Genomic DNA, 16,793 nt, shown 5'->3' with positions numbered 1-16,793 from the left:
ACATTAATTTAATGTAAACATTAATATCTCAATGTAGAAAAAAACACATTTTATTGAATGCAATTACATGAGACTTGACTGGCAAATGAATATAATAAAAAATAACCAAAAATAAAACACGATGTGACAAAACATGTCGTCGAATAGCTGATAACAGCCATTAATTAAGATAATTCATATTTGTTAATTAATATAACGCATTTGTAAAAATGGATGATAGCGACGACAACTGGATGTCATAACCGTGAGATATAAGGCATTCATGTCATGAAGAAGTTTTTAGTTTTTCTGCTTTCGTGCTTTTCAATAAATGTAGCAATTGCAGAAGACTTACAAAATACCGTTAAAGAAGCATTAGCGAATCATCCAGAAGTTAATGCCGCAATAAATAGCCGTTATTCCTCAGAGCAAGAACTGCGGGCGGCACAAGGCGGCTATTTACCGTCCCTGAATCTGAACGCAGAAGCCGGGCGCAAAAATGTTGATGATGCGACTACCCGCGCGGCAGGTCGCAATAACGGTCTGACTCAATCGCCTAACGAAGCGACTCTCAGCCTTGAGCAAAATGTGTTCAACGGTTTTGCCACCAATAGCGAAGTGGCGCGGCAAAAAGCGACCGTTGACTCGCGCGCCTACGGCGTAATGAACACCAGCGAAAGTACCGCTTATGCCGTAATTCAGGCCTATTTCGATGTGCTGCAACGCGAAGAGTTTGTGCGCCTTGCAGAAGACGATCTGGCGAATCATGAGCGCATTTACGACCAGATAAAACTGCGTACCGATCAGGGCGTTGGTCGCTCCGGAGACTTTATGCAGGCCGAAGCGCGTCTGGCCCAGGCGCGTAACAATCTGCTGACCGAGCAGACCAATCTGGAAGACGCGAAAACCACCTTTGTCAGCGTAACGGGCATGGATCCGCAGGGCTTAAGCCAGCCAGAGAGCATTGACTCTCAGCTGCCGACCTCGCTGGAAGAAGCCAAAAGCCGAATGGAGAAAAATAATCCATTACTGAAGTCCGCCAATGCGGATATCGAAGCTGCGCACCAGCAATATGAGGCCTCGAAATCAACTTTCTACCCACGCGTAGACGTAGAGCTTTCCCGCGGGATTAGCAACAACACCGATACCACCCGCGCACACACCGAAGAATGGGAGGCGATGGTTAAACTGCATTACAACCTGTACCAGGGCGGCAGCGACAAAGCCAATATGAACTCCCGCGCTTATCTGCACAAGCAGGCTCAGGATGTGCGCAATAACACGCTTCGCCAGTTGAATCAGGAGCTACGCCTGGCCTGGACAGCGCTGCAAAACGCACGCGCCCAGCTTCCTTCTGCAGAAGAATATGCCGACCGAAGCGTCAAAGTGCGCACGGCTTATCAGGATCAATTCAGTCTTGGCGAACGTACCCTGCTGGATTTACTCGATAGTGAAAATGAAGTGTTCTCCTCTAAACGTCGCCTTGTTGAATTACGTTATCTGGCAATGACCAGCGGCTATCGAATTAGCGAACGCACCGGTGAATTAATGAATATTCTAAAAATCACACCGCCGCCGTCAGGGCAACCGGTAGATTCTGCAGAAGAAAATAGTTTACCGGAACTTAATTAATAATTATTAATACCCATTAAATCTCTGACCTACATGCTTATTATAAGCCTGCTATTATTTAACCGTGTACGGTCAGAATGGTTGCGAAAATGAGTGCACAAGCCGAATTATTAAATGACGTCCCCGAGAATTATGTTCCGCCAGGTTCTCAATATCACGACCCACGTAGCCATAATGACGACCCGTTATTAGATAGCTTACTTATTCTGTGTTCTCTGCATGGTAAACCGGCGAGTCGTTCAACACTCAGCAGCGGTCTGCCATTAGAAAACGATCGGCTCACGCTGAATATATTTCCACGCGCGGCGGCAAGAGCCGGTTTAAAAGCGCGAGTCGTCAGGCGCACGCTCGATAAAATTCCGGCAATGTCTTTGCCAGCAGTGTTGTTATTGAACGCTGGCGGAACCGGCGTATTGTTAGCATGGAACGATGACGGCAGCGCCCGCTTTATGCCCAGCGAAAGCGAAGGTGGAGAAATTTGCGTCGATTTAGCCACGCTTGAGCGCAACTATGCGGGTAAAGTCATTTTTGCGCATCCGCGTCATGAATTCGATTTGCAGGCGGAAGCCTTCCTGCCACGCACTAAATCCTGGTTTAAAGACACGCTGAAGCTATCACGCTTTCTGTATATGGATGCGGTGCTGGCCAGCCTGCTGATCAACCTGATTGCGCTCGGCACGCCGCTTTTTACCATGAACGTCTATGACCGCGTCGTGCCAAACCAGGCAACGGTCACGTTGTGGGTGTTGGCGGTGGGGATTTGTCTGGCCTTTATCTTTGATCTGATCCTGAAAATGCTACGCGGTATCTGTTTGGATCTTGCGGGTAAAAAAAGCGATCTCATCATCTCCTCGACCCTGTTTGAACGCATTACCGGCATGGAGATGAAAGAGCGCCCTGCGCGGGTGGGGAGCTTTGCGCAAAACATTCATGAATTCCAGTCGCTGCGTGATTTCCTCTCATCGCTCACGCTGACGACGATTATCGATCTGCCCTTCACCCTGTTGCTGCTGATCGTTATCGGCATTATCGGCGGCGCGCTGGCATGGATCCCGATACTGACATTGCCGATTGCCTTGCTGTGTAGTTGGGCGCTGCAAAAACCGGTCAACGACGCGGTGGCAAAAACCATGAGCCTCGCCAGCGAACGTCAGGCATTGCTGATTGAAACCCTGGGCAGCCTGGATGCCATCAAAGTGAACAATGCCCAAAGCGAACGCCAGTTCCAGTGGGAACAGACGCTGGGCAGCCTGAGTCGTCTGGAACTGCGCGTCAAAACCTTGTCCAGCCTGGCAAGCAACCTCACCGGCTGGTTCCAGCAAATTTCGGGCGTGGTGATGATCATCGTCGGGGTATACATGATTATCGGCGGTAAGCTGAGTATGGGTGGTTTGATCGCCTGCTACATGCTCAATGGTCGCGCTCTGATGCCGCTGGGCCAGCTTACCGGCCTTATCGCCCGCTATCAGCAGGCGAAGCTCACCATCAAAAATACCGAGAAAATGATGTCGCTGGCGCAGGAGCGTCGCGCGGATGAAAATCCGCTCAAGCGGGAACAGTTACAGGGCAGCATTGAATTTCGCGATGTGGATTTCAGCTATCCGGAACAACAAACCCTGTCGCTGCACAAAATAAACCTGACCATTCAGCCCGGTGAGCGCATCGGCATTATCGGACGCAGCGGTTCCGGTAAAAGTTCACTGAGTAAACTTATCGTCAATTTGTACCAGCCGAGCGCCGGGAATCTGCTGATCGACGGTATCGACTCTCGTCAGTTGGATGTGAACGATCTGCGCCACAGCATCGGCTACGTGCCGCAGGACATCCAGTTGTTCAACGGCACGCTGCGCGACAACCTGCTGTGCGGGGCGCGCTATGTCGACGACGAAACCATGCTGCGAGCGGCAGAACTGGCAGGCGTCAACGATTTCGCCCGTCTGCATCCTGACGGCTATAACCTACAGGTCGGTGAGCGCGGCTCTCAGCTTTCCGGCGGTCAACGGCAGGCGGTGGCGCTCGCGCGCGCGCTGCTGTTGGATCCCCCTCTCCTGCTACTGGATGAACCCACCAGTTCGATGGACAACACCAGCGAAGAGAAGATCAAACACGCGCTGACTCCCTGCATCGCGGGAAAAACGTTATTACTGGTCACGCACCGCGCCTCCATGCTGTCGCTGGTTGACCGTCTGATTATTGTTGATAAAGGACGCATCATCGCAGACGGCCCGAAAGCGGTAGTGATGGATGCGTTGAAAAAGGGGCAGATTAATGCATCTCGCTGATTTCCTGGCTCGAGCCCGCCGCTACTTACAGCATTACTTTCGCGGCCGTGATGAAAATCAAACCGACAGTATTAATGAGGTCAGCCAGGCCATTATTGATGACGCCCCGAGAGTAATACGACTGACGCTGTGGACGATCCTCGCGCTGGTGGTTTTGTCTTTCGTGTGGGCCGGCTTTGCAAAAATTGATGAAGTTACGCGCGGCGAAGGTAAGGCAATCCCTTCATCTAAGCTGCAAAAAATACAGAACCTGGAAGGGGGGATTGTCACCGAGCTGTATGTGCATGAAGGGCAAATCGTTAACGCCGGAACCCCATTACTGCACCTCGATGACACGCGTTTCGCCTCCAACGTTGGCGAAACTGAAGCCGATAAGCTCGGTCTGCGCGCCAAGGTAGAACGCCTGACGGCGGAAGTTGAGAACCGCGACTTTATTATTTCCCCAGAGATAGCCAGCCAGGCGCCGGATGTCGCCCGGGGAGAAACCGAGCTGTACAACAGCCGCCAGGAGCAGTTTCACAACGAAATATCCGGGCTCGAAGAACAGCTGGTGCAGAAAAAACAGGAGTTGCGCGACTTTGAATCGAAGGAGGATCAGTTTAAGCACAGCCTTGGGTTAATCCGTCAGGAAATCAAAATGTCCGAACCGCTGCTCGCCTCAGGCGCCATTTCAAAAGTCGAACTGCTGCGCCTGCATCGTACCGAAGTAGAAACCGCCGGGCAGCTCAATTCTATTAGCCTGTCGCTGCCCAAGGCCGCATCAGAAATTAAAGAGATTGAGAATAAAATCGGTGAAAGCCGTGGCCGTTTCCAGAGCGATGCGCTGGCCCAGCTCAACGAGGCGCGTACCAATCTGAGCAAAACCCAGGCCAGCGTAAAAGCGTTAGAAGACCGGGTGAATCGGACCATGGTCACCTCACCGGTGCGCGGTATCGTTCAGCAGGTGATGGTGAACACTATCGGTGGCGTCATTCAGCCGGGCAGCGACCTGGTGGAAATCGTACCGCTGGATGACAAGCTGTTAATCGAAGCCAAAATACAACCGCGCGATATCGCCTTCCTCCATCCAGGCCAGCATGCGATGGTGAAATTTACCGCTTACGATTACACCATCTATGGCGGTCTGCAAGGCGAAGTGGTGCAGATAAGCCCAGATACCGTGACCGACAAGCAGGGGCGAAGCTTTTATGTTGTGCGCCTGCAAACGGACAAAAACTACCTGGGAACAAAAGAGCATCCGATGCTTATCATTCCCGGCATGGTGGCGAGCGTCGATATTCTCACCGGTAAGAAAACGATTCTGAGCTATTTGTTAAAACCGATTATTCGCGCACGCGCGGAGGCACTCAGAGAACGTTGATTGGTTGTGCTCCCTTTCATTATTGTCAGGGAGCGCAGAAATTATAACGGCATGCAAAAGGAAAGTTTTCCGCGATTCAGGGTGATTTTCCCGTCATTAACCAGCTCCTGTAACACCTTATGGATGGCGCTGCGTGAGATATGATTGCGGGTCAAAATAAAGGTATACACGGACGTTTTCTCTCGGACATCGGGCTGCATTGCCCAGATATATTTCACGTGTTCAATAATCTGCTCGCGAATAGTGCGGTGCGATTGCAACGCCTCGCGCTGGAAATAACGTTGAAGATGGTGCGTTAAGATATCAAACGCCTGCTTCCATAAGTTTTTAGCGGTAAACAGAAGATCGGCGTTTTGTACGCTCATCGCCCACATCTCGCAATCGGTGTCACAACGTAAATAGTGTCCGGCCACTTCCGTACGCATTTGTGGCAGACCGAGAATAGCCGGTGCAGAAATACTCACCGTGACTAAATCATTTTCCACGCGATAAACAGAGACAGTCCCTTTCTCCAGAAACAAGATATTGCCATCAATCTTCAAATCAATACGCTGACGTTTTTTACGTAACGACAGCCAGGCATTATCTGACTTCTTCATTTCATCGCCAACGAGCACTACAGCATTTTCAATTTCTTTCTGGAACATAGGACTCTCTACCGCAAATTAAGGCTTTGTCAAATGAGGATAAATTTACTTAGCACGAAAAATAAATGTCAGCCTGCAAACAAGCTGACATTTATTCCCTTCTACATCTACCACCAACATTCCCTGGTGCCGTTGACGCGTTCAGGCTTCTGCTCTTTTCGCGTGGTGGTGCCAGGCAGTATAGGGCGCTGTCCATAAAGAATTAATGGCAATCATCTTTGTCGATATTTTTTCATCTTTCTGTTCTTTGCAACATAGCCAAAAAGATACAATCAATTGATTTATATATGGTTTATTTTCATTAAAAAGTTATCATTGTTGTTATATTATGATACTAAATTGAAACACTTAGCGGTTCTCGCTGTAGAGTCGGGTCCATACTGGTGGTCTTTATGGGCAAAGTGGTATCATGACTCACCAACCGCCTGGCGCATCAGCAAGAGTAGAGACCTTATGTCTGAGACTGGCAATGTCAGTTATCTGATTGAAAAAATAATAATATTTACGCCAGCGACGCAATGTCTGGCGCGGGTAGATCAACCCAATCAACGGATAAAACTCAAACACTCGGCGTCATTATGTCTTTTATTACTTATTCAACATCGCGGGCAAGTGGTTTCACAAAACGAACTACTGGAATTCGGCTGGGGTAAAAATCACCGTCAGGTGAGCTTCAACGCCTTTTATCAAAGCATTCTCTCTTTGCGTAAAAGTCTGCTACAACTAGAGCTGGAACAACCGCTTATCACCACGATCCCCCGCAAAGGGCTAATCATTCAGGATGAATGTGATATTCAGGTGATTGAAACACCAGAAGACAGCCCTTCTTCTACGGTTGAACATTTAGCACCGGATGTCGCCATCGAAGAACTATTGCCTTGCGCACCGCGTCAACCTTTGATGACTACTGCAGAAATGGTAATGCTGACCATTACCCTGATAATTTGTGTGCTTATATTGTATCCGTGGCAAACCAGCGATAACTATTTCTCTGGCTATATCACTGTGGGCAAAGCCCCCACTGACTGTCAGTATTATTTTAATAACGATGCCAGTAATTTCTCTCGACATACCGCGTTTATCGATAAAAATCCGGGGCTGTGTCAAAGCCATAAATTTATCTATATCACCACCTATCCTGAATCCAAAAAATTGTCCGTGCTTGTGTGTCGCTCACCGATGAAAGCCAGGCAGGAAAATGCCTGTCAGTCGGTTTATTACCCACGGTATGATAGCTAATGAATTTTTATCCCAGAACGTCCCGCATTCAGACAGGTATTATCCTGCTGCTTTGTTTTGTTACGCTAATTGTCGCCGTCGTCTATCGGTACAGTAAAAACAATGGCGAGTTACATAATCTGACCTGCCGTTCAGCTATCGAGATTGTACGCAATACCACTTCGTTCCGTGGCATCATTGATATAAAAACCGGCGGCAGCAAAGGTATTGTTAATATTGATGGCATTATCAAAGATGCCGACAATAATGAACAGACCGTGCAGCGCATGGTACTTTTTACACAATCCAGCTACGGCTCAAGCCCGGTCTGGATTTCGCAGAAAATCCAGATCTCTAATCGTGAAACGGCACCCGCCACTCTCATTCAGGAATTACTCCCCGACTTTTTCCTGACCAACACCAGCGTATCTAACGTCGATTTTTTTGCGCTGAATAGCGAGACGTATCTGATTACCAAAGAGGGGATCCCCTATCTCTACTGCCAGAACTATGCGTTGCCGGAAAATGAATAATCAATAAGGGTTCTGACGGCAAAACCTACGGGTGAATCTCAGTCGTTGTCGGTGATAAGATAGGCCATTCTGGTCGAAACAAGGCTCGTCGTTACTGCCCTTCAGGCGGCTTTCGAATGACAAATTTGTGGGTTTATGTGAGTTTCCAGGGGCTCACGTGAGACTGCCCAGGTACCCAAAAAGATTAAAAAAAGAGCAAAAACAATATGAAAGAGTCACTTGATACGGACTTCACTAACCATACGCCCATGATGCAGCAGTATCTCAAGCTGAAGGCTCAGCACCCGGAAATACTGCTGTTTTACCGCATGGGCGACTTTTACGAACTGTTTTATGACGATGCGAAACGCGCGTCTCAGCTGCTTGATATCTCCCTGACCAAACGCGGTGCATCTGCGGGCGAGCCAATCCCGATGGCGGGCATTCCTCATCATGCCGTAGAAAACTACCTCGCCAAGCTGGTCAATCAGGGCGAGTCCGTTGCTATTTGTGAGCAAATTGGCGATCCGGCGACCAGCAAAGGTCCGGTAGAACGCAAGGTGGTGCGCATTGTCACGCCAGGCACCATCAGTGATGAAGCACTGCTGCAGGAACGCCAGGACAACCTGCTGGCTGCCATCTGGCAGGACAGTAAAGGTTATGGTTACGCAACGCTTGATATCAGCTCCGGGCGTTTTCGTGTCAGTGAACCTGCTGACCGCGAAACCATGGCCGCAGAATTGCAGCGCACCAACCCCGCGGAACTGCTGTATGCCGAAGATTTCGCCGAAACCTCACTGATTGAAGGGCGTCGCGGCCTACGTCGTCGCCCGCTGTGGGAATTCGAAATTGATACCGCCCGCCAGCAGTTAAACCTGCAGTTTGGCACGCGGGATTTAATCGGCTTTGGCGTGGAAAACGCCCCGCGCGGACTTTGCGCTGCCGGTTGTCTGTTGCAGTACGTAAAAGATACCCAGCGCACCTCGCTGCCGCATATTCGTTCCATCACCATGGAGCGCCAGCAGGACAGCATCATCATGGACGCCGCCACTCGCCGCAATCTGGAAATTACCCAGAACCTGGCAGGCGGCTTTGAAAACACGCTGGCTTCGGTACTCGACTGCACCGTAACGCCGATGGGTAGCCGTATGCTCAAGCGCTGGCTGCATATGCCGGTGCGCGACACTAAAATCCTCACCGAGCGCCAACAAACCATCGGCGCGCTGCAGGATACCACCAGCGAATTACAACCCGTACTGCGTCAGGTAGGCGACCTGGAACGTATTCTGGCCCGCCTGGCCCTGCGTACCGCGCGCCCACGCGATCTGGCCCGGATGCGTCATGCTTTCCAGCAATTACCGGAACTGCGCGCACAACTGGAAAACGTAGACAGTGCCCCCGTGCAAATGCTGCGCGAGAAAATGGGTGAGTTTACCGAGCTACGTGAACTGCTGGAACGCGCCGTGGTGGAAGCTCCGCCGGTGCTGGTACGCGACGGCGGCGTCATTGCCCCGGGCTACAACGAAGAGCTGGACGAATGGCGGGCGCTGGCTGATGGCGCAACCGACTACCTCGACAGACTGGAAATCCGCGAACGCGAACGCACCGGTCTGGACACGCTGAAGGTCGGGTTTAACGCCGTACACGGCTACTATATTCAGATCAGCCGCGGGCAAAGTCATCTGGCGCCGATTAACTACGTGCGTCGCCAGACGTTGAAAAACGCCGAACGCTACATTATTCCGGAACTGAAAGAGTACGAAGACAAAGTTCTGACCTCAAAAGGCAAAGCGCTGGCGCTGGAAAAACAGCTGTACGACGAACTGTTCGACATGCTGCTGCCGCACCTGGCTGATTTGCAACAGAGCGCCAGCGCGTTGGCGGAACTGGACGTACTGGTCAACCTCGCGGAACGTGCTTATACCCTGAATTACACCTGCCCGACCTTCACCGACAAGCCTGGTATTCGTATTACCGAGGGACGTCATCCGGTGGTGGAACAGGTGCTGACCGAGCCGTTTATTGCCAACCCGCTTAACCTCTCGCCTCAGCGACGGATGCTGATCATCACCGGCCCGAACATGGGGGGTAAAAGTACCTATATGCGCCAGACCGCGTTGATTGCTCTGCTGGCCTATATCGGCAGCTACGTTCCGGCGCAGAAAGTGGAGATCGGGCCTATCGATCGCATCTTTACCCGCGTGGGCGCGGCGGATGATCTGGCATCCGGTCGTTCTACCTTCATGGTAGAAATGACCGAAACCGCCAACATTCTGCACAACGCCACCGAGAACAGCCTGGTGCTGATGGATGAGATTGGACGCGGCACCTCCACCTACGACGGCCTGTCGCTGGCGTGGGCGTGCGCAGAAAACCTGGCCAATAAAATCAAAGCATTAACGTTATTTGCCACCCACTACTTCGAACTGACTCAGTTACCGGAGAAGATGGAGGGCGTAGCAAATGTGCATCTGGATGCGTTAGAGCACGGCGATACCATCGCCTTCATGCACAGCGTACAGGATGGCGCGGCGAGCAAGAGCTATGGCCTGGCGGTCGCAGCCCTGGCAGGTGTGCCGAAAGAGGTTATTAAACGCGCGCGGCAAAAACTGCGTGAACTGGAAAGCATCGCGCCGAATGTTGCTGCGACCCAGGTCGACGGCACGCAGATGTCGCTGCTATCGGTTCCGGAAGAAACATCACCCGCCGTTGAAGCGCTGGAAAATCTCGATCCGGATTCGCTAACGCCCCGCCAGGCGCTGGAGTGGATCTACCGACTGAAGAGTCTGGTGTAACGTTGTAATGCCCGATGGCGCCTGGCTTATCGGGCCTACAACAACTGGCGCGCACTTCGGGAATGGGTGCGAGAGGACAAAACCAGGCCATCAGGACGCGGGGTTTCCCCCGCGTTGTTGCTACTTCTTCGGTTCGTAAGCGAGAACAGCTTTAAACTCCATATTACGCTCTTTGATACTTAACTCGCACAGCGAATCTCGTACCATTAACGTAAATCCCAGCACCGTGAAACACAGCACTACAATCGCCACCAGGGCATATTTTGTCAGCATGTCTTGCCTCCCTGCAAAGAAGAGACTAACATCCAAATGGTCTAGGTTTGAACGCTAGCCTCAGGTTGATAGAACTATCTCCTGGGGCTTTTGTCTTTCCGGGACCTTGCAAATGCTCAAAGCTCAGAAAGCCTCAAGCACCCGCCGCTATTCTATTCCAGGCGTCATCTCCTCGAACAATTTAAGCCATTTGCTACGAGCCTGCTCGCAAAATAACAAGCCCCGGATATTCCGAGGCTTAATATTAGTGCGTTGTGACGCTGCGCTTATCGGGCCGACATGAACTACCATTTCCAGCCCCCTCAGCGTTGCGCCATCGGCGTACAAGTCTGAAGAATGACGCCAGAAATAGAATCTTTGCTATATTGCCTGACCGTATAGCTCGGCGGTTCACTAACGGTAATATCTGTATAATTGGCGTACGTAACACGTTGTTCCCGAAAAAGTTCACGCACTGTATTCGCCATTTCAGGATTTCCAGGAAAATCGACCCGCAGGGTTGAAAGATCGAGCTCACTACGTATTTTTCGCTGCTCTTCTTGGATATTTTCTTCCGCCGAAACAGACACATACATATAGGGCTTTTCTGCATTAACGATTGAATAGGTTATCGCACTATCATAATAGAGATGATGAAATTGCCGACCCGTTATCGTCATTACGGACATAATCTGTACTGGAATTGTGCCATCCCCACTCTTAACGTCCATGTGGGCCTGACATTTAATAACAGAGCCAACGGACCCGCTATTATAGATTTGCATGATTTGTTCATGTGATGCGCTTTGCGCGCCAGAACTCATTCCCAGTAAAGATAATAAAACGACTCGCCGATAGAGTGACATATTTCTGAAAACATCCTTGTTGTCATGCTGCAAAAAAGAACTTAAGCAATTGTATACCGGGTAAGGCGAAGCCGCACCCGGCTATGTTGATTAGCGCTTATCTTCCGCCAGCAGCGGCGGAATACTCGGCACCATCGGCGCATCATCAATATCTTTTTGCGTCATGCGAAACGCTTGCGGGTAGTGCTCGCGGCTGGTGCGGCGTAGCGGTTCGGTATTACGCCAGGTGTACAGACAATGCTGGCACTGATATACCGTCCAGACGCCTTTCACCGGCGAGTTTGCCATCACTTCAATATGTTTATCGGCACAACGTGGACAAATCATCTGCTACTCCTTATTTACGGTTGGCCAGCATGGCGGTCAGCTTTTCAGCCCAGGCTTTCGTTTCCGGTAAATCGCATACCGGCTGGCTGTAGTGCCCACGGTTATCCGGCGCAACCGGCGTGGTCGCATCAATAATTAACTTGTCGGTAATCCCCGCCGGGCTGGAACCCGGATCAAGTTCCAGCACCGACATATTCGGCAGTTGCACCAGATCTCCCGCCGGATTGACCTTCGAAGACAGCGCCCACATCACCTGCGGCAGGTTGAACGGGTCAACATCCTCATCAACCATAATCACCATTTTCACGTAACCCAGGCCATGCGGCGTCGTCATTGCGCGCAGCCCCACCGCGCGGGCAAAGCCGCCGTAGCGTTTTTTGGTTGAGATAATCGCCAGCAAACCGTGGGTGTACATGGCGTTTACCGCCTGCACTTCCGGGAATTCAGCTTTCAGCTGTTGATAAAGCGGTACGCAGGTTGCAGGACCCATCAGGTAGTCAATCTCCGTCCACGGCATCCCCAGATACAGCGATTCAAAGATCGGTTTGGTGCGATAAGAGACTTTATCGATACGCACGACGGTCATGTTACGTCCACCGGAATAGTGACCGGTAAACTCACCAAACGGACCTTCGATTTCACGTTTACGGCTTTCAATGACCCCTTCAAGGATCACTTCTGACCCCCAGGGTACGTCAAAGCCGGTGAGCGGTGCGGTAGCGATCGGGTACGGACTTTCACGCAGCGCCCCCGCCATTTCGTATTCCGACTGATCGTACTTCAGCGGCGTAGCTCCCATCAGGGTGATGATCGGATCGTTACCCAGCGTGATAGCGATCGGCAGATCTTCACCACGTTCTTCGGCTTTATGCAGATGCAGCGCAATATCGTGCATCGGCACCGGTTGCAGACCAAGCTTGCGCTTGCCCTTGACTTCCATACGATAGATGCCGACGTTCTGTTTGCCAAAATTGTCAGGATCCAGCGGATCGCGCGACACCACGCAGGCTTTATCAAGATAAAAACCCCCGTCGCCATCGTTGAGGCGAAACAGCGGCAGAATATCAAACAGGTTGATCTCATCACCATCAACACAGTTTTCAGCCCACGCAGGGTTGGCACGACGCTCCGGCGTAACCGGAAATTTATCCCAACGGCGGATAAACTCATCAATCTGTTTTTTCACCGGGGTATTTGGCGGCAGACCTAAAGAGATGGCGTGATTCTGCCACGAGCCGATGGTGTTCATCGCCACGCGGGCGTCGGTAAATCCACGAATATTGTCAAACCACAGCGCCGGGGCGCCGTCGCCAATACGCCCGGTTGCGTTGGCCGCCGCCGCCAGATCCGGCTCGGCGTTGACCTCTTCACTGATTTTCAGCAGTTGTCCCTGGTCGTCCAGCGCCTGCAAAAAGCTGCGCAAATCATCAAATGCCATTATTCATTCTCCTGTGCAAAATTCTGCGCCTGTCGTAATCCCTGCCAGCGACGGGCGTTGGGGTGTTCCAGACCAAACTGATCGAGCACGCGAGCCACAATGTGCTGCGTGATGTCATCGACCGTGTGCGGGTGGTTATAAAACGCGGGCATCGGGGGAACCATCGCGACGCCCATGCGGGAAAGCGCGAGCATGTTTTCCAGATGAATGGTGCTAAGCGGCATTTCACGCGGCACCAGTACCAGCTTGCGCCCTTCTTTCAGCACCACATCAGCGGCACGCCCTACCAGTCCTTCCGCGTAGCCTGCACGAATACCGGCCAGGGTTTTCATACTGCAGGGGATAATGATCATGCCGTCAGTACGAAACGACCCGGAGGAGATGGTTGCCGCCTGGTCTGCCGGGTTGTGGCAAAAATCGGCCAACGCAGACACCTCGCGGACGCTGTACGGCGTTTCCAGTTCAATTGTGGTTTTGGCCCACTTTGACAGCACCAGATGAGTTTCCACCCCCGGCATTTCCCGCAGCGCCTGCAGTAGCGACACGCCAAGCGGTGCGCCAGTTGCCCCGGTCATTCCTACAATCAGTCTCATGCAATCCTCAAATTTGTTCGTGTACGAACGTTTTATCAAAATACTCCCTCGATGCATTTCGGGCAAGAGCAACTCGCACTGATTGCTAAAGCAGCAATGGTTAAACTATGACGCGTTACCCGTTATGATAGAGACTGACAGAAATCCCGGAGTTCTCATGCGGTTACGAAATACAGCCTTCCACCTTTTACGCCAGCTTTTTCAGCATCATACGGCTCGCTGGCAACATGAATTACCGGATCTGACCAAACCACAGTATGCGGTGATGCGCGCCATTGCCGAACAGCCCGGCATTGAGCAGGTTACCCTGACCGAGGCAGCAGTCTGTACCAAAGCGACGCTTGCGGAAATGCTGAGCCGGATGGAAAAACGCGATCTGGTCAAGCGTGAGCACGATCCAGCGGATAAGCGTCGGCGGTTTGTTTATTTAACCGCGCAAGGAGAGGCATTACTGGCCAGCGCCACTCCGTTAGGCAATAGCGTGGATGAGGAGTTTCTGGGGCGATTATCCGATGAAGAGCGTGAGCAGTTCACTCGTCTGGTGCGTAAGATGATGAACTAATCTGCCGGATGGCGACATAAATGTCTTATCCGGCCTACAAAGTCCAGCTCCCCATAGGCCTGATAAACGCAGTGCCATCAGGCAACAAACATAGAAAAAGGCCAGTCCCAATGAGACTGGCCTTTCTTGATAGAACTTGTGCTTACTCGCGGAATAGCGCTTCGATATTCAGCCCTTGAGTCTGCAGAATTTCACGCAGACGACGCAGACCTTCAACCTGAATCTGGCGAACACGTTCACGAGTGAGACCAATTTCACGGCCCACATCTTCCAGTGTCGCAGCTTCGTACCCCAGCAGACCAAAACGACGTGCCAGCACTTCACGCTGTTTGGCGTTCAGTTCGAACAGCCATTTGACGATGCTTTGTTTCATATCATCGTCTTGCGTGGTGTCTTCCGGACCGTTTTCCTTTTCATCGGCCAGAATATCCAGCAACGCTTTTTCGGAATCGCCACCCAGAGGGGTGTCTACCGAGGTAATACGCTCGTTGAGTCGGAGCATACGGCTGACGTCATCAACCGGTTTATCCAGTTGTTCAGCAATCTCTTCTGCGCTCGGTTCGTGGTCCAGTTTATGCGACAACTCACGCGCGGTACGCAGATAGACGTTCAGCTCTTTTACAATGTGAATCGGCAGTCGGATCGTACGGGTTTGGTTCATAATCGCCCGTTCGATCGTCTGGCGGATCCACCAGGTTGCGTATGTTGAGAAGCGGAACCCGCGTTCCGGGTCAAACTTCTCGACTGCACGGATAAGTCCCAGATTGCCCTCTTCAATCAGGTCCAGCAATGCCAGACCACGATTGCCATAACGACGAGCAATTTTCACCACCAGACGCAGGTTACTTTCAATCATGCGACGGCGGGATGCGACATCCCCACGCAGTGCGCGACGCGCAAAATAAACTTCTTCTTCGGCTGTTAACAGTGGTGAATAACCAATCTCACCAAGGTAAAGCTGAGTCGCGTCCAACACACGCTGTGTGGCCCCCTGCGATAACAGCTCTTCTTCAGCCAGGTCGTTATCACTGGGTTCCTCTTCACTCAAGGCTTTTTCATCAAAAGCCTCTACTCCGTTCTCATCAAATTCCGCATCTTCATTTAAATCATGAACTTTCAGCGTATTCTGACTCATAAAGGTGGCTCCTACCCGTGATCCCTAACGGAACTAGCACGTGAAAGCCTGGTTCCGCCGAATTATCGCTGCGGTAAATAACGCAGCGGGTTTACGGATTTCCCCTTGTAACGAATTTCAAAATGCAAGCGTGTTGAACTGGTTCCGGTGCTACCCATGGTAGCTATTTTCTGCCCCGCCTTGATTTCTTGTTGTTCCCGGACCAGCATCGTATCGTTATGGGCGTAGGCGCTCAGGTAATCATCGTTATGTTTGATGATAATAAGATTACCGTAACCACGCAGCGCATTACCGGCATAAACGACGCGTCCATCTGCGGTCGCGACAATAGCCTGTCCTTTGCTGCCTGCAATGTCGATCCCTTTATTGCCACCTTCGGTAGCCGCAAAGTTTTCGATCACTTTGCCGTCAGTCGGCCAGCGCCAGGTAGAGATTGGCGAGCTTGTCGACGTTGAGCTTGCAGTTGATTCGGTTGCGCTAACTGCTGGAGCCGTTACAGGCGCTGTGACCACGGTCCCAGCAGGCTTGTTGTTCGGCAACATTTTATTAGCACTTTGTTCACCTGAATCCTCAGAATACGTAATTGTTGGTTTCGAAGCAACAGCAACGGTGGAATTTTGTGCAGGGTTGGTCACAACTCCTTGCTGTGCTGCATCCGCCTGGGTGATGGCATTTCCACCGGTAATCGGTGCGCCAGACGCGTTGCCCACTTGCAGAGTTTGACCGACATTCAGGCCATACGGGGCCGGAACGTTATTGCGTTGTGCGAGGTCACGGAAATCGTTCCCGGTGATCCAGGCAATATAAAAAAGGGTATCGCCTTTCTTAACAGTATAGGTACTGCCGCCCGTGTAGCTACCTTTCGGAATATTCCCATACTTACGGTTGTACACAATACGACCGTTTTCCATCTGTACAGGCTGTTGTGCGACAGGCTGGATTTGCGTTGGCTGCGTGGTTGGTTGCTGCACCGGCTGGAGCTGTGGCGTCTGCTGTACTGTCGACGTCGAGCCCATTTTAGGCGGAGGTGTAATCAGCATGCCGGAACTGGTGTTCGTAGATGAACTGCCGTCAACGGAGCTGACTGGCGCTGGTGGATTCGAGGTGTTAGAACAACCTGCCAGCCATAATGAAACCAGTGACAATGCCGCAATACGGCGAACGGTAAATTTTTGGCTTCCCGCGCTCATTTATC

At 51.5% G+C, this 16,793-nt stretch carries 15 protein-coding genes; 7 read left to right on the top strand and 8 right to left on the bottom strand.

Annotated features, from left to right (window positions below; genetic code table 11):
- The first annotated feature begins 267 nt into the window (after positions 1 to 267).
- From OGV80_RS13790 to OGV80_RS13780, 3 genes are all read left to right on the top strand, one after another.
- Positions 268 to 1,611 (top strand): TolC family outer membrane protein, encoded by a 1,344-nt coding sequence (locus OGV80_RS13790; RefSeq protein WP_075145708.1) that lies wholly within the window; start codon positions 268 to 270, stop codon positions 1,609 to 1,611.
- 89 nt (positions 1,612 to 1,700) lie between these two features.
- Entirely contained in the window at positions 1,701 to 3,893 is a 2,193-nt protein-coding gene (locus OGV80_RS13785; RefSeq protein WP_286515137.1) for a type I secretion system permease/ATPase, read from the top strand.
- The gene (locus OGV80_RS13780) at positions 3,880 to 5,253 is read left to right on the top strand and encodes an HlyD family type I secretion periplasmic adaptor subunit (protein WP_286515135.1); all 1,374 of its coding nucleotides are present in this window, start codon (positions 3,880 to 3,882) and stop codon (positions 5,251 to 5,253) included. The genes OGV80_RS13785 and OGV80_RS13780 overlap by 14 nt, the downstream gene beginning before the upstream one ends.
- Before the next feature lie 41 nt (positions 5,254 to 5,294).
- Here the strand turns inward: OGV80_RS13780 and OGV80_RS13775 are convergent, their stop codons facing one another.
- Positions 5,295 to 5,900, bottom strand: coding sequence for a helix-turn-helix domain-containing protein (locus OGV80_RS13775; RefSeq protein WP_043017374.1), 606 nt, complete (start codon positions 5,898 to 5,900; stop codon positions 5,295 to 5,297).
- A 276-nt stretch (positions 5,901 to 6,176) separates the two neighbouring features.
- Between OGV80_RS13775 and OGV80_RS13770 the strand changes: the two genes are divergently transcribed.
- The 3 genes from OGV80_RS13770 to mutS all read left to right on the top strand — a co-directional run bounded on the left by OGV80_RS13770 (position 6,177) and on the right by mutS (position 10,425).
- A complete protein-coding gene (locus OGV80_RS13770; RefSeq protein ID WP_223306686.1) occupies positions 6,177 to 7,139 on the top strand; it encodes a winged helix-turn-helix domain-containing protein in 963 nt (320 codons plus the stop codon).
- Positions 7,139 to 7,651, top strand: a complete 513-nt coding sequence (locus tag OGV80_RS13765; RefSeq protein ID WP_075145704.1) for a YqeJ family protein — start codon at positions 7,139 to 7,141, stop codon at positions 7,649 to 7,651. Before OGV80_RS13770 ends, OGV80_RS13765 begins: the two co-directional genes overlap by 1 nt.
- A gap of 206 nt (positions 7,652 to 7,857) precedes the next feature.
- Complete coding sequence (mutS, locus tag OGV80_RS13760; RefSeq protein WP_043017377.1) at positions 7,858 to 10,425, top strand: DNA mismatch repair protein MutS; 2,568 nt, start codon at positions 7,858 to 7,860, stop codon at positions 10,423 to 10,425.
- A 120-nt stretch (positions 10,426 to 10,545) separates the two neighbouring features.
- Here mutS and OGV80_RS13755 read toward each other — a convergent pair whose 3' ends face one another.
- From OGV80_RS13755 to OGV80_RS13735, 5 genes are all read right to left on the bottom strand, one after another.
- Positions 10,546 to 10,698: a Hok/Gef family protein gene (locus tag OGV80_RS13755; protein ID WP_043017378.1), complete on the bottom strand. Its 153-nt coding sequence runs from the start codon at positions 10,696 to 10,698 to the stop codon at positions 10,546 to 10,548.
- Between the two features lie 302 nt (positions 10,699 to 11,000).
- Positions 11,001 to 11,543 (bottom strand): hypothetical protein, encoded by a 543-nt coding sequence (locus tag OGV80_RS13750; RefSeq protein ID WP_047409081.1) that lies wholly within the window; start codon positions 11,541 to 11,543, stop codon positions 11,001 to 11,003.
- A 90-nt stretch (positions 11,544 to 11,633) separates the two neighbouring features.
- Positions 11,634 to 11,870 (bottom strand): non-oxidative hydroxyarylic acid decarboxylases subunit D, encoded by a 237-nt coding sequence (locus OGV80_RS13745; protein WP_200001207.1) that lies wholly within the window; start codon positions 11,868 to 11,870, stop codon positions 11,634 to 11,636.
- A 10-nt stretch (positions 11,871 to 11,880) separates the two neighbouring features.
- On the bottom strand, positions 11,881 to 13,308 hold the full coding sequence (locus tag OGV80_RS13740; RefSeq protein ID WP_003825816.1) for a non-oxidative hydroxyarylic acid decarboxylases subunit C: 1,428 nt from the start codon (positions 13,306 to 13,308) through the stop codon (positions 11,881 to 11,883).
- On the bottom strand, positions 13,308 to 13,901 hold the full coding sequence (locus OGV80_RS13735; protein ID WP_286515130.1) for a non-oxidative hydroxyarylic acid decarboxylases subunit B: 594 nt from the start codon (positions 13,899 to 13,901) through the stop codon (positions 13,308 to 13,310). The genes OGV80_RS13740 and OGV80_RS13735 overlap by 1 nt, the downstream gene beginning before the upstream one ends.
- Before the next feature lie 157 nt (positions 13,902 to 14,058).
- Here OGV80_RS13735 and OGV80_RS13730 point away from each other — a divergent pair, with 157 nt between their 5' ends.
- On the top strand, positions 14,059 to 14,463 hold the full coding sequence (locus OGV80_RS13730; protein ID WP_043017382.1) for a MarR family winged helix-turn-helix transcriptional regulator: 405 nt from the start codon (positions 14,059 to 14,061) through the stop codon (positions 14,461 to 14,463).
- Positions 14,464 to 14,605: 142 nt separating this feature from the next.
- On the opposite strand, the gene rpoS is transcribed toward OGV80_RS13730, so the two are convergent.
- Positions 14,606 to 15,598 carry an RNA polymerase sigma factor RpoS gene (gene rpoS, locus OGV80_RS13725; RefSeq protein WP_000081498.1) on the bottom strand — a complete coding sequence of 331 codons (993 nt, stop codon included), beginning with the start codon at positions 15,596 to 15,598 and terminating at the stop codon, positions 14,606 to 14,608.
- A gap of 62 nt (positions 15,599 to 15,660) precedes the next feature.
- Complete coding sequence (nlpD, locus tag OGV80_RS13720) at positions 15,661 to 16,743, bottom strand: murein hydrolase activator NlpD (protein ID WP_286515128.1); 1,083 nt, start codon at positions 16,741 to 16,743, stop codon at positions 15,661 to 15,663.
- Between the last annotated feature and the right edge of the window lie 50 nt (positions 16,744 to 16,793).

Source organism: Citrobacter sp. Ce119 (genome assembly GCF_030334525.1).
GTDB classification, from domain to species: domain Bacteria; phylum Pseudomonadota; class Gammaproteobacteria; order Enterobacterales; family Enterobacteriaceae; genus Citrobacter; species Citrobacter europaeus.
Note: the sequence above shows the minus strand (reverse complement) of the source record. Positions and strands in the feature narration are given on the sequence as shown.

What these genes read in the sequence shown, in the direction of transcription:
- OGV80_RS13775 (WP_043017374.1), bottom strand. Translation starts at nt 5,900, where the DNA reads ATGTTCCAGAAAGAAATTGAAAATGCTGTAGTGCTCGTTGGCGATGAA.
- rpoS (WP_000081498.1), bottom strand. Translation starts at nt 15,598, where the DNA reads ATGAGTCAGAATACGCTGAAAGTTCATGATTTAAATGAAGATGCGGAA.
- OGV80_RS13745 (WP_200001207.1), bottom strand. Translation starts at nt 11,870, where the DNA reads ATGATTTGTCCACGTTGTGCCGATAAACATATTGAAGTGATGGCAAAC.
- OGV80_RS13785 (WP_286515137.1), top strand. Translation starts at nt 1,701, where the DNA reads ATGAGTGCACAAGCCGAATTATTAAATGACGTCCCCGAGAATTATGTT.
- OGV80_RS13755 (WP_043017378.1), bottom strand. Translation starts at nt 10,698, where the DNA reads ATGCTGACAAAATATGCCCTGGTGGCGATTGTAGTGCTGTGTTTCACG.
- mutS (WP_043017377.1), top strand. Translation starts at nt 7,858, where the DNA reads ATGAAAGAGTCACTTGATACGGACTTCACTAACCATACGCCCATGATG.
- OGV80_RS13730 (WP_043017382.1), top strand. Translation starts at nt 14,059, where the DNA reads ATGCGGTTACGAAATACAGCCTTCCACCTTTTACGCCAGCTTTTTCAG.
- OGV80_RS13780 (WP_286515135.1), top strand. Translation starts at nt 3,880, where the DNA reads ATGCATCTCGCTGATTTCCTGGCTCGAGCCCGCCGCTACTTACAGCAT.
- OGV80_RS13790 (WP_075145708.1), top strand. Translation starts at nt 268, where the DNA reads ATGAAGAAGTTTTTAGTTTTTCTGCTTTCGTGCTTTTCAATAAATGTA.
- OGV80_RS13765 (WP_075145704.1), top strand. Translation starts at nt 7,139, where the DNA reads ATGAATTTTTATCCCAGAACGTCCCGCATTCAGACAGGTATTATCCTG.
- OGV80_RS13750 (WP_047409081.1), bottom strand. Translation starts at nt 11,543, where the DNA reads ATGTCACTCTATCGGCGAGTCGTTTTATTATCTTTACTGGGAATGAGT.
- OGV80_RS13740 (WP_003825816.1), bottom strand. Translation starts at nt 13,308, where the DNA reads ATGGCATTTGATGATTTGCGCAGCTTTTTGCAGGCGCTGGACGACCAG.
- OGV80_RS13735 (WP_286515130.1), bottom strand. Translation starts at nt 13,901, where the DNA reads ATGAGACTGATTGTAGGAATGACCGGGGCAACTGGCGCACCGCTTGGC.